Raw genomic sequence first — 11,602 nt, forward strand, 5'->3', positions numbered from 1 at the left:
CGCGGCTCGTGCCTCGCCGCTTGATCGTCGCCCCGCTGAGTCAGCCCCGGGTGTCGCGGCGCAGCGGATGATCCTCGGGCACCTCGACGAAGATCAGCGTGACGCCGTCCGGATCGGTGACATGCATCTCGTGCAGCCCCCACGGTTCGCGCCGCGCCTCCCGCATGATCGGCACTCCACACTCCCGCAGTTGGTTCTGGGTCGCCGACAGGTCGCGCACCTGCAGCCACAACGCGCCCGGGAACGGCGGCGCGCCGCCGGCGGGGGCGCCGTGCCCGGCAAGCTCAATCAGCGCCTGGCCGGCGTAGAACACCATGCCGCCCGGATACTCGCGGGCAATTGCGAGACCGAGGCCGTCGCGGTAGAAGGCCACCGACCGGGCGTAGTCGCTGGGACGGAACAGCACGCGACTGGCCAGGATCTCCATGCCAGTGTGTCTACCACGCCACTCAGCCGATCTGTCGGCCCGCTCCGACCCAGTGCGGTTCGCGCAGGGCGCGTTTGAGCAGCTTGCCGCTCGGGTTGCGGGGCAGCACGGCGACGAAGTCGACGGATTTGGGCAGTTTGTACCCCGCCAGTCGGTCGCGCGCGAACGCGATCAGTTCGGCCTCGCTGGGGTCGGCACCGGGGGCGGCGACCACGACGGCCTTCACCGCCTCGCCCCACCGTGGGTCCGGCACCCCGATGACGGCGACGTCGGCGACGGCCGGATGGGTCATCAGCACGTTCTCGACCTCCGCCGGGTACACGTTCTCGCCGCCCGAGACGATCATGTCCTTGATCCGGTCGTGCAGAAACAGGTAGCCGTCGGCGTCGACGAAGCCGGCGTCGCCGGTCTTGAGCCAACCGTCCGGGGTCAGCGTCGCCGCGGTGGCATCGGGGTTGTTCCAGTAGCCGAGCATGTTCTGCGCCGAACGGGTCCACACCTCACCGACGCCCCCGGGTGCGACGTCAGCGCCGTCCTCGCCGACGATCCGGATCTGCACCCACCGATACGGTTTGCCGCAGGAGCGCAACAGTTCCGGCACGTGGTCGGGACCGTCGAGTTGGGTGATCGAGCCCGTGGTCTCGGTCATGCCGTACACCTGGGCGAAGATCCCGCCGAATCGTTCGATGCCGCGGACCAGCACGTCGTCGCTGATCGGTGACGCGCCGTAGACGATGACCCGCAAATGCGAGAAGTCGACGGTGTCGACCCCGTCGGTGTCGAGCAGGAACTGGATTACCGCGGGCACCAGCAGCATGTTGGTGACACGGTGCCGCGCAACGGAATCCAGGATCGCGGCCGGTTCGACGTCGCGCAGCACGACGGTCTTCGCGCCCTGCCACAAACCGGCCAGCGCCCACCCGGAGCCGGCCATGTGGAACAGCGGCATCACCGCCAGGCTGACGGCGTCGGCGTCGAACTGCCACGGGCCGGCCACCCCGCCGGTCTTGCAGACGTAGTTGGTGTTGCTCAGCATCACGCCCTTGGGCAGGCCGGTGGTGCCCGAGGTGTACATCAGGAACACCAGGTCGTCGGGTCCGGTGACCACGCCCGGGTCGACGGCCGGATGCTCCGCGACCCACTCGTGGAACGCGGGCCAGCGGGCGTGGCTGCCGATCACCACGATGTCGGCGTCCAACTCCGCCTCGATCGCTTCGAGGTGACCGGCGAACTCCTCGCCGACCACGACGATGCGGGCTCCGGAGTCGACGATGACGTGACGCATCTCCGGGGCGGCCAGCCGCCAGTTCACCGGCACGCCGACCGCCCCGATCTTCGCCAAACCGAAAGCAACATCGAAGAATTCGATGCCGTTCTTCTCCACGAACGCGACCCGGTCGCCGGATCCGACACCGGATCCCAGGAACGCCTGGGCGACCCTGTTGGACCGGTCGTCGAGTTCCCCGTAGGTGACCGTGGTGTCACCGGCCACCAGCGCCGGCGCGCCGGGGCGCTGCCGTCCGTGGCCGCGGACGATGTCGGCGAGGTTGCGGAACAACGCTTTTCAGTCCTTGGGCTGCATCCGTTGGCGTTTCATGATGGTGTCCACCGCCGCCGGCGCGACGCTGTTCATCGCGTGCGCGGTGACCGCGATGCGGGGTGCGATGTGGACCGGGCGGTGGCGCGCGGCGGTGACGATCCAGCCCGCCGCTTCGTCGGCGGACAGTCCGGGCAGCCCGTCGTACGCCCGTGTCGGTGCGATCATCGGTGTCTTCACCAGCGGGTAGTACAGCGTGGTGGACTGCACGCCGCGGTCGGACCATTCGGTCTCGATGATGCGGCTGATCGACGACAGCGCCGCCTTCGAGGCGTTGTAAACGCCGAACAGTGGCGGGGATTCGGTCTTCACACCCCAGGTGGACACGTTGATGATGTGGCCGTCGCCGCGCTCGAGCATGCCGGGGGCGAACCCGCGGATCAGGCGCAGCGGTCCGTAGTAGTTCAGCATCATGGTGCGCTCGACGTCGTGCCAGCGCTCCAGCGACTCCTCCAGCGGCCGTCGGATGGACCGTCCGGCGTTGTTGACCAGGATGTCGACACCGCCGAGCTGGTCGGAGACCGTCGCGACGAGCGCGTCGACGGCGTCCAGGTCGGACAGGTCGCACGCGTGCGCGCTCGCCTGCCCGCCGGCGGCGGTGATGCGGGTGACGACCTCGTCAAGCAGGTCACCGCGCCGGGCCACCACGACGACGGTGGCTCCGCGGCGGGCCAGCTTCTCCGCGGCGGCCTCACCGATGCCCGACGATGCCCCGGTCAGCAGAACGCGCTTGCCTCTCAGGTCGACGAGCTGCCGGCCGGCCCGGTTCAGCAGCGTGGGAAGTATCGGGGGGCGCATGCTGGTCAGCACGACCTGCTCGGCCAGCCGCCGCAGCGGGTTCCTGCTACTCACGGACCGGAGTCTATTTCCAGCGCGAAATCGCCTTGCACGTCCACGGGGTTCGGTGCCTAGAAGTAGCGGGGGAACGGCGACCAGTCCGGGTCGCGTTTCTCCAGGAACGCGTCGCGGCCCTCGACCGCCTCGTCGGTCATGTACGCCAGCCGGGTGGCCTCACCGGCGAACAGCTGCTGGCCCACCAGGCCGTCGTCGGGCAGGTTGAACGCGTACTTGAGCATCCGGATGGCCTGCGGCGACTTGCCGTTGATCTCTGAAGCCCATTGCAGCGCGACGTTTTCCAGCTCGGCATGGTCGACCACCTCGTTCACCGCGCCCATCGCGTGCATCTGCTCGGCGGTGTAGGGCCGGCCCAGGAAGAAGATCTCGCGGGCGAATTTCTGGCCGGCTTGGCGGGCCAGGTACGCCGACCCGTAGCCGCCGTCGAAGGAGCCGACGTCGGCATCGGTTTGCTTGAAGCGGGCGTGCTCGCGGCTGGCCAGCGTCAGGTCGCACACCACGTGCAGCGAGTGCCCGCCGCCGGCTGCCCACCCGTTGACCAGACAGATCACCGGCTTGGGCATGAACCGGATCAGCCGCTGCACCTCGAGGATGTGCAGCCGTCCGGCCCGCGCCGGGTCCACGGTCTCGGCGGTCTCCCCGGACGCGTACTGGTAGCCGCTGCGGCCGCGGATGCGCTGGTCGCCGCCGGAGCAGAACGCCCAGCCGCCGTCCTTCGGCGAGGGTCCGTTGCCGGTCAGCAGCACCACCCCGACGTCGGAGGACATCCTGGCGTGGTCGAGGACGCGGTAGAGCTCGTCGACGGTGTGCGGGCGGAACGCGTTGCGCACCTCGGGGCGGTCGAAGGCCACCCGGACCGTCGGCTTGCGTTCACCACCGTCGATGTGGCGGTGGTAGGTGATGTCGGTCAGGACATCGAAACCGGCCACCGGCTCCCACAGGCCGGCGTCGAACGGATTGCTCGCAGGGTCAGACACCTCTCAAACGTTATCGAAGCGGAATACCGGGCAGCGCCCGACCAACGCTTCGAACTCGTCGGGATGGGATCCGGTCACCAGGGCCCGGTCGTCACAGTTCGATGCCGTGGGCCCGCAGGGCCGCGAGCAACCCGTCCCTGCGTTCCCGGGTGGGCAACGGATCGACGAGCGCGAACGCGCACCCCAGCGCGCGGGCACCGCCGTCGGCTTCGTCGCTGTCCCCGACCATCAGCGCCCGCTCGGCGGGCACGCCCAGCCGATCCAGCGCGGTCTGGAAGATCGCCGGATCGGGTTTGACGGCGCCCACCTCGAACGACAGCACGAACTCGTCGACGTGGGCCTGGTCGCCGAGCGCATCGAACGCGGGCCGGATGTCGAACGCGATGTTGGAGACCACCGCGGTTCTGATTCCGCGCCGGCTCAGACCGTCGAGCACGGCCGCGGTGTCGGGGTACGGCGTCCAGCAGGCCGGGTCGATCACCCTGCTGTACAGCGACTCCGCGTGGTGATCGGCGAGTCCTGACTCACGCAGCACGTGCAGATAGGCCTCACGGTGCAGGTGCGGGGCCAGATCGCGGTTCATCCACGCCTGCAGCGCATCGGGTGTCATGGGCACCGACCGGCCGGTCGGCGCGGTCAGGCGGCGTATCAACTCGGCCTGCACGTGCTCGTCGATCTCACGGTTGCCCTCGGGGGTCATCGGGCTGTCGAGCTCCATCTCGACGAACCAGCCGTCGTCCTCTTCGAGCCGAAACAGCGTCCCTGAGAAGTCGAACAGCACCGCCTGCAGGTCAGCCACCCCACCATCCTGCCAGGTGTGAAATCTTCGCTGATTGGCTAACTAGCGCCCATGACTGTGTTCGACGACCTGCCGGAACCCGTCGTCGTGGTGGTGCCCGCGCACAACGAGGCGGCCCACCTGCCGGGCTGCCTGCGCGCGGTGACGACGGCGGCGTTGTGCGTGCCGAACCCGGTCACCACGGTCGTCGTCCTGGACTCGTGTGACGACGGCAGCGACGCGCTGGCCGGGCGATTCGGCCCCGACGTTCACTTCGTGACCATCGACGCGGGCAACGTCGGGGCCGCCCGGGCCGCCGGCTTCGAATACGCGCGCGCACTGCCGGCCCTCGTCGGAGCCGACGCGTGGTACGCGACCACCGACGCCGACAGCGTCGTGGACTCCGATTGGCTGGTCCGAATGACCGATCCGGACCGTCACGCAGACGCGGACATGGTGCTCGGCGTGGTGCATGTCCCGGTGTGGCGCCACTTCTCGCCGGCGCTGGCGCGCCGGTATCTGCGTGCCTACCGTGCCAAGAGCGCCCCCGGACAGGGACACGGTCACATCCACGGCGCCAACATGGGTTTCGCGGCATCGGCCTACTGGAGCGTCGGCGGCTTCCGCGCGTTGCCCAGCAGCGAGGACGTCGACCTGGTGGAACGGTTCGAAGCGGCGGGACTGCGGGTGCACCGCGACCGGAATCTGTCGGTGGCGACGTCGGATCGTCGGAACGGCCGCGCCCCAGACGGTTTCGCGAAGCACCTGCGTGACCTCGACGGGGCCGAACACTCGGACGACCCGTGTCCGACGGGGCTGAGCGCGTGAACGCCGGCCTGGTCCTCGACTGGCTCGCCGGAGGGGACCTGGACCTGCCGCTCCCCGGCCGCGGCCGCACCGCGCAACGGTGGGCGCAGCTCACCGCGCTCGCCGAACTCGACCTCACCGCAGCACGATTGGCCGAGGCCCACACTGACGCGGTCGCCATCCTGGCCGAACTCTGCGGAGATACGCCGCCGCCGGGGCAGCTGTGGGGGGTGTGGGCGGCCGAGTCCAGCGAGGCATCACTGACCGCCATCGTCGAGGGAGCCCAGGTGCTGCTCGAAGGCACCAAGACGTGGTGCTCCGGGGCGGGGTTGTGCTCACATGCGCTCGTCACCGCGAGACTGCCGTCAGGAGAGCGTGGCCTGTACGGGGTCGACCTGTCCGGCCCCGGGGTGCGGGCGCTGCCCGGCCGGTGGAGCAATGCGGGCATGGCCGAATCTGACACGCGCTCAGTGCAATTCCACGGCGCACCGGCCACCCCCGTCGGTGCACCCGGTGAGTACTTGAGCCGGCCCGGCTTCTGGCACGGTGCGGTCGGGGTGGCGGCGTGCTGGCTGGGCGGCGCCCGGGCCGTCGCCGCGGCGCTGTACGACCGGGTGCGTGGCGGCCGGGGCGACGCGCACACCGCGGCGCATCTGGGTGCGGTCGACGCCGCCCTGAGCGCTGCCGCGGCGACGCTGACGGTGACCGCGGCCGAAGTCGACGCCGATCCGGCCGACAAGGCCGGACGCGCGGAACTGCTGGCTCGCCGGGCGCGCGCCGTGGTGGAGACAGCCGTCGACGAGACCCTCACCCGCACCGCCCGCGCGCTCGGCCCGACGCCGTTGTGCGCGGACCCCGTGCACGCCCAGCGGGTGGCCGACCTGAGCGTCTACGTCCGGCAAAGTCACGCCGAACGCGATCTGGAGCGGTTGGGCGCGCTGGCCGGGGAGGCGACGTGACCACCGCCCAGCTGGACAACACCGCCAGGCTGGCCGCCTGCCCGCTCACCGAAGGCGGTACCGCCGCACAGGTGTGGACTTCGGCCGGCTTGTCGCTGCCCCGGCTCGATCTGCGCGACTGCGCCGAACTGGTGGTCGTCGGCGCCCACCCCGATGACGAGACCCTGGGATTCGGCGGGGCGGTGGCATCGCTGGCCGAAGCCGGTGTGCCGGTGCAGATCGTGTCGTCCAGCGACGGCGGCGCCGCGTTTCCGGATGCGTCACCGCTGCAGCGGTATCGGCTGGAGAAGACCCGAAAAGCCGAATTGCAGAGGGCAGCAGGGGTACTCGGGGTGGCGCCGCCGATCAGTTTGGGGCTGCCCGACGGACAGCTCGCACACCACGAACAGCGGCTCTCCGATCTGCTCACCGAGATCCTGGCCGACCGGTCGCCGGGAACCTGGTGCGCCGCGACATGGCGGGGCGACGGGCACCCTGACCACGAAGCCGTCGGCCGGGCCGCCGCGGTGGCCGCGCAGCGCACCGGCGTCACGCTCGTCGAGTATCCGGTGTGGATGTGGCACTGGGCGCTGCCGGATGACGGGGCGGTGCCGTGGCAGCGCACCTACACCGTGCCCCTCACGCCGGTCGCGTCGCAACGCAAACTCACTGCCGCGCAGTGCTTTCTCAGTCAGTTCACGCCACCGTCGCCCGGCGCGGAGCCGGTGTTGCCGCCGTATGTCCTGTCGAGGCAGCTGGCGGTGGGGGAGGTGGTCTTCCGCTGACTCCCCGGCTTCCTGACAGCTATTTCGACCGCATGTATGCGCAGGCGGCCGACCCATGGCGGCTGGAAAGCCGGTGGTATGAGCGGCGCAAGTACGACATCACCGTGGCGTTGCTGCCGTACGCCCGCTACCGGCATGCCTTCGAGCCGGGCTGTTCGGTCGGCGTGCTCACCCAGAGGCTGACCGGCCGCTGCGATCACCTCACCAGCTCCGACGTCAGTGTGGCGGCACTGGATTCCACACACCGCCGACTGCTCGGCGCAGGTGTGCGGGACAAGGTGACGCTGCTGCGCGGCTCACTCGATGGGCCCTGGCCCGCCGGGCCTTTCGACCTGGTGGTGCTTTCGGAGGTCTGCTACTACCTCGCGCCGGCGACGTTGCGGGAGGTCCTGGACCGTGAGGTACCCCGCCTGCGACCAGCGGCGACCGTGCTCGCCGCACATTGGCGCCACGACGTCGAGGACTATCTGATGAACGGCGACCACGCCCACGACATCATCGGCGCCACCGACGGACTGCATCATCTGGGTGGGTACCGCGACACCGACGTGGTGATCGACGTGTTCGACACCGCCGGCGCGACGTCGGTGGCCGCCCGCACCGCCGTCCCCGGCGCCTGACCCTCTCTCCCGCCTTCAGAGGGCGAGGGTGCGTGTCGGCAGCCGACACGCCGCGATAAATCCGGCAACGACGCACGCTCGCGCCGACGGAGTCAGCCGCCCAGCACCCCGCGCACATCCGGCCTCGACCACAAAATCAACAATTTCGTCATCATCCGGTACCCCGGCGTCCTCACACGTAGCGGCCGCGCCCGGCCAGCGCGCCGGCCACGATCTGCACGGCGTACACGGCCAGGAACATCACCCACGGCACCGTCCACCCGTGCGACACGTCGTGCAGCAGTCCGAACAGGAACGGTCCGGTTCCGGCGACGAGATACCCGAACCCCTGCGCCATGCTCGACAGTTGAGCGGTCTCCTCGGCGGTGCGGGCACGCAGACCCAGCACCGCGAGCGCCATGGAGAACGCGCTCATCCCGATGCCGATCAACACGCTCCACAGCAGCGGCTGTGCGCCCGGCGCCACCATCAGGCCCACCGCCCCGGCGAACCCGAACACCCCGACCGCGACGATCCATGCGCTCTGGCTGGGTCTGCGCGCGGCCAGCGGTGCGATCAGCAGCGACAACGGAACACCGATCAGCGAGGTCAGCCCGACGAGAAGGCCGGCGTTGACCTTGTCGACGCCGTTGTCGATGAAGACCTGGGGCAGCCACCCCATCACGATGTAGGCCAGGAACGACTGGCTGCCGAAGAACGCGGTGACCGTCCAGGCCAGCGGGTTGCCGAGCAGTGACCGACGCCCGGCGGTGGGCCGAGTGTGGGCCGCCCAGGCGTCGCGGTGCCGGCGCGTGGCCGGGATCCACACCGCGAGCGCGAGGAACGAGACGACCGCCCAGGCGGCCAGCGCCTCGCGCCAGCTGCCCAGCGGAGCCTCCAGGCCGGGCGTGGCCGCCGATCCGAGCGCTCCGCCGCCTTGCAGCGCCGCGGTGTAGATGCCGGTCATCAGCCCGATTCGGGCGGGGAACGATCCCTTGATGACGACCGGGATCAGAACGTTGGCCAGGGCGATGCCGGCGCACGCGACCAGCGTGGCGCCCAGGACGACCCGGGGTCCGTCCACCACGCGCAACGCAAGACCCGCGGTCAGGGCCACCATGGCCGCCGAGATGGTCCGTCCGAGGCCGATGCGGGACGCCAGCCATGGTGCGGCGAAGCCGGCGCCGGCAAAACACAGCGCCGGAAGTGTGGTCAGCAGTCCGGCCCAGGTGGCCGAGACCCCCAGCTCGGCGCGCATGTCCCCCAGCACGGTCGCGATGCTGGTGACGGCGGGACGCAGGTTCAGCGCGGTGAGCACAACGGCCAGCGCCAGTAACACGCCGCCGGCGACTCCGGGTACCCGGCTCGACGCGTGGGACGTCGAATCCGCGGTGATGGTCTGCCGGTCGGTGTGCATCTTGCTACCGTGCCATACATCCCATGATTGGACGAAAGGGTTTACGTGTGCCATTGAGCACTGCGCGTCGGGCAGGTCTGGTCGAGCAGGTCATCGAGCAACTCAGGCATGCCGTCCTCGCCGGCGAATGGCCGGTCGGGGAGCGGATACCCAACGAAACCGTGTTGGTCCAGACACTCGGGGTCGGACGCAACACGGTACGTGAGGCGGTCCGCGCGCTGGCACACGCCGGAATCCTCGAGGTCCGTCAGGGTGACGGCACCTACGTGCGCGCCACCAGCGAGGTGTCCGGAGCGTTGCGCCGCCTGTGCGGCACCGAACTGCGCGAAGTGCTCGAAGTGCGAAGGGCGCTCGAGGTGGAGGCCGCACGCCTGGCCGCCGCCCATCGCACAAAGGCCGACGTCGACCAGATGCGCGCACTGCTGGCCCGCCGCGACAAGCACAGGGCCGCCGGCGACACCGAGGGGTACGCCCGCGTCGACGCCCAGTTCCACCTCGCCGTGGTGCGCACCTCCGGCAACCGCACCCTCATCGAGCTCTACTGCGGACTCATGGAGGCGGTCACCGCCAGCGTCGTGACGACGCAGCATGTGCCGGTAGACCGCTGCGATCACCGCGTGCTGCTCGATCAGATCGCCGCCGGAGACGCTGAACGAGCCGGCCGGACGGCAGGGGAGTTCCTGGACCGGATCCTGGCAGGCGTCGGCTCAGCCGACTGAACGCCCCGCGCCTTCCCAGAACTGCGCCCGCACGGCCTTCTTGTCCGGCTTGCCCAGCGCGGTCACCGGTACCGAGTCCACCACGATCACCTGCTTGGGTGACTGCACCGAACCCTTGCGCTCCTTGACCGACTCCTGGATCTCGGCGGTCATCGTCGCGACGGCGGACTCGGAACGGTCGGCGTCGGGCCGTAGCACCACCACGGCCGTCACCGCCTCGCCCCACTTTTCATCCGGGGTGCCGATGACGCACACCTGGGACACCGAAGGATGTTCGGCCACGACGTCTTCCACCTCGCGGGGGAACACGTTGAACCCGCCGGTGACGATCATGTCCTTGGTGCGGTCGACGATGTAGTAGAAGCCGTCCTCGTCTTCCCGGGCCAGGTCGCCGGTGTGCATCCAGCCGTCCCGGAACGTCTCCGCCGTCGCCTCCGGCAGGTTCCAGTACCCGCCCGATAGCAGCGGCCCCGCCACGCAGATCTCGCCGACCTCACCCTGGGGCACCGGCTGACCGTCCTCGCCGAGCAGCGCCACCTTGGCGAACAGCGTCGGCCGCCCGCACGAGGTCAGCCGCTTCTCGTCGTGGTCCTTTTTGGACAGGTAGGTGATCACCATCGGCGCCTCGGACTGGCCGTAGTACTGCGCGAAGATCGGCCCGAACCGGCGGATCGCCTCGGCCAGGCGCACCGGGTTCATCGCCGAGGCGCCGTAGTACACCGTCTCCAGCGACGACAGGTCGCGGGTGTGCGAATCCGGGTGGTCCATCAGCGCGTAGATCATCGACGGCACCAGCATCGTCGCGGTGATCTTCTGCTCCTCGATGACGCGCAGCACCTCGGCCGGATCGAACTTCGTCAACACGATCAGCTCGCCGCCCTTGACGATCACCGGCGTGAAGAACGCCGCACCGGCGTGAGACAGCGGCGTGCACATCAGGAAGCGCGGGTTCTCCGGCCATTCCCACTCGGCCAGCTGCACCGTGGTCATGGTGGTGATCGACTGCGTGGTGCCGATGACGCCCTTGGGCTTACCGGTGGTGCCGCCGGTGTAGGTCAGGCCGCCGATGTGGTCGGGCGGCAGGTCGGCGGCGACCAGCGGCTTGGCCGGGTACGTGGCGGCCTCGGCGGTCAGATCCACAGCGGTCACGCCGGCGGCGGCGAATTCGGGCGGGACGGGCCCGATGGTCAGCACCTGCTTGAGCGACGGCACCTTCTCCACGAGGCCGAGGGCACGTTCGACGAACATCGGGTTGGGGTCGATGATCAGCGACGTGACCTCGGCGTCGGACAGCACGTAGGCGTGGTCGTCGAGGGAGCCCAGCGGATGCAGCGCGGTGCGGCGATAACCCTGTGTCTGGCCGGCGCCGATGATCATCAGCACCTCGGGACGGTTCAGCGACAGCAGTCCGACCGCCGCGCCGGTTCCCGCCCCCAGCGCCTCGAACGCCTGGATGTACTGGCTGATGCGGTCGGCCAGCTCGCCGCCGGTCAGGGTGGTGTCCCCGAGGAACAGCACCGGCTTGTCCTTGTGGCGCTTGAGCGCGCCGACGGTGAGGTGGCCGGAGTGGAGGAAATGGCGCAGCTGATCACTCATGCCGACCAGACTAGAACGTGTTCCAATTCCAGTCAGCCGGTCCCCGCGAAATCGCATTCCACGTGGGGCTACGGCGAACTTTTGCGCGTGGAATGCGAGTTCGGCGG

The 11,602-nt window shown here is 69.7% G+C and carries 12 protein-coding genes and 1 pseudogene; 5 read left to right on the forward strand and 8 right to left on the reverse strand.

Annotation, left to right across the window (positions count from 1 at the left end; translation table 11 throughout):
- Positions 1 to 40: 40 nt before the first annotated feature.
- The 6 genes and pseudogenes from ACTWP6_RS12510 to ACTWP6_RS12535 all read right to left on the reverse strand — a co-directional run bounded on the left by ACTWP6_RS12510 (position 41) and on the right by ACTWP6_RS12535 (position 4,655).
- The gene (locus ACTWP6_RS12510) at positions 41 to 427 is read right to left on the reverse strand and encodes a VOC family protein (protein ID WP_443187847.1); all 387 of its coding nucleotides are present in this window, start codon (positions 425 to 427) and stop codon (positions 41 to 43) included.
- A 22-nt stretch (positions 428 to 449) separates the two neighbouring features.
- Positions 450 to 1,985, reverse strand: coding sequence for a long-chain-fatty-acid--CoA ligase (locus ACTWP6_RS12515; RefSeq protein WP_443187848.1), 1,536 nt, complete (start codon positions 1,983 to 1,985; stop codon positions 450 to 452).
- A gap of 6 nt (positions 1,986 to 1,991) precedes the next feature.
- Positions 1,992 to 2,876, reverse strand: coding sequence for an SDR family oxidoreductase (locus ACTWP6_RS12520; protein ID WP_396885048.1), 885 nt, complete (start codon positions 2,874 to 2,876; stop codon positions 1,992 to 1,994).
- Between the two features lie 56 nt (positions 2,877 to 2,932).
- Positions 2,933 to 3,856, reverse strand: a complete 924-nt coding sequence (locus tag ACTWP6_RS12525) for a 1,4-dihydroxy-2-naphthoyl-CoA synthase (protein WP_443187849.1) — start codon at positions 3,854 to 3,856, stop codon at positions 2,933 to 2,935.
- A 3-nt stretch (positions 3,857 to 3,859) separates the two neighbouring features.
- Positions 3,860 to 3,937: pseudogene (locus ACTWP6_RS12530) on the reverse strand (deazaflavin-dependent nitroreductase); the annotation flags it as partial.
- Positions 3,938 to 3,947: 10 nt separating this feature from the next.
- On the reverse strand, positions 3,948 to 4,655 hold the full coding sequence (locus ACTWP6_RS12535) for an HAD family hydrolase (protein ID WP_443187850.1): 708 nt from the start codon (positions 4,653 to 4,655) through the stop codon (positions 3,948 to 3,950).
- Between the two features lie 51 nt (positions 4,656 to 4,706).
- Between ACTWP6_RS12535 and ACTWP6_RS12540 the strand changes: the two genes are divergently transcribed.
- From ACTWP6_RS12540 to ACTWP6_RS12555, 4 genes are read left to right on the forward strand one after another with little or no spacing between them, the layout of a single operon-like run.
- Positions 4,707 to 5,462 (forward strand): glycosyltransferase, encoded by a 756-nt coding sequence (locus tag ACTWP6_RS12540; protein ID WP_443187851.1) that lies wholly within the window; start codon positions 4,707 to 4,709, stop codon positions 5,460 to 5,462.
- Positions 5,459 to 6,400, forward strand: a complete 942-nt coding sequence (locus ACTWP6_RS12545; RefSeq protein ID WP_443187904.1) for an acyl-CoA dehydrogenase — start codon at positions 5,459 to 5,461, stop codon at positions 6,398 to 6,400. Before ACTWP6_RS12540 ends, ACTWP6_RS12545 begins: the two co-directional genes overlap by 4 nt.
- Complete coding sequence (locus ACTWP6_RS12550) at positions 6,397 to 7,164, forward strand: PIG-L deacetylase family protein (RefSeq protein ID WP_443187852.1); 768 nt, start codon at positions 6,397 to 6,399, stop codon at positions 7,162 to 7,164. The genes ACTWP6_RS12545 and ACTWP6_RS12550 overlap by 4 nt, the downstream gene beginning before the upstream one ends.
- A gap of 32 nt (positions 7,165 to 7,196) precedes the next feature.
- Positions 7,197 to 7,784 carry an SAM-dependent methyltransferase gene (locus tag ACTWP6_RS12555; RefSeq protein ID WP_443187853.1) on the forward strand — a complete coding sequence of 196 codons (588 nt, stop codon included), beginning with the start codon at positions 7,197 to 7,199 and terminating at the stop codon, positions 7,782 to 7,784.
- 172 nt (positions 7,785 to 7,956) lie between these two features.
- On the opposite strand, the gene ACTWP6_RS12560 is transcribed toward ACTWP6_RS12555, so the two are convergent.
- Complete coding sequence (locus tag ACTWP6_RS12560) at positions 7,957 to 9,180, reverse strand: CynX/NimT family MFS transporter (RefSeq protein WP_260756931.1); 1,224 nt, start codon at positions 9,178 to 9,180, stop codon at positions 7,957 to 7,959.
- Between the two features lie 47 nt (positions 9,181 to 9,227).
- Here ACTWP6_RS12560 and ACTWP6_RS12565 point away from each other — a divergent pair, with 47 nt between their 5' ends.
- Positions 9,228 to 9,899 carry a FadR/GntR family transcriptional regulator gene (locus tag ACTWP6_RS12565; protein ID WP_443187854.1) on the forward strand — a complete coding sequence of 224 codons (672 nt, stop codon included), beginning with the start codon at positions 9,228 to 9,230 and terminating at the stop codon, positions 9,897 to 9,899.
- Here ACTWP6_RS12565 and fadD8 read toward each other — a convergent pair.
- The gene (fadD8, locus tag ACTWP6_RS12570) at positions 9,888 to 11,552 is read right to left on the reverse strand and encodes a fatty-acid--CoA ligase FadD8 (RefSeq protein WP_443187855.1); all 1,665 of its coding nucleotides are present in this window, start codon (positions 11,550 to 11,552) and stop codon (positions 9,888 to 9,890) included. The two genes, ACTWP6_RS12565 and fadD8, sit on opposite strands and share 12 nt — an antisense overlap.
- Between the last annotated feature and the right edge of the window lie 50 nt (positions 11,553 to 11,602).

It is taken from the genome of Mycobacterium sp. 4D054 (assembly GCF_052245755.1).
Taxonomy (GTDB): domain Bacteria; phylum Actinomycetota; class Actinomycetes; order Mycobacteriales; family Mycobacteriaceae; genus Mycobacterium.

Bases quoted from the DNA above. Each gene is read 5' to 3' on its own strand.
- ACTWP6_RS12510 (WP_443187847.1), bottom strand. From the start codon at position 427: ATGGAGATCCTGGCCAGTCGCGTGCTGTTCCGTCCCAGCGACTACGCC.
- ACTWP6_RS12540 (WP_443187851.1), top strand. From the start codon at position 4,707: ATGACTGTGTTCGACGACCTGCCGGAACCCGTCGTCGTGGTGGTGCCC.
- ACTWP6_RS12555 (WP_443187853.1), top strand. From the start codon at position 7,197: ATGTATGCGCAGGCGGCCGACCCATGGCGGCTGGAAAGCCGGTGGTAT.
- ACTWP6_RS12560 (WP_260756931.1), bottom strand. From the start codon at position 9,180: ATGCACACCGACCGGCAGACCATCACCGCGGATTCGACGTCCCACGCG.
- fadD8 (WP_443187855.1), bottom strand. From the start codon at position 11,552: ATGCGATTTCGCGGGGACCGGCTGACTGGAATTGGAACACGTTCTAGT.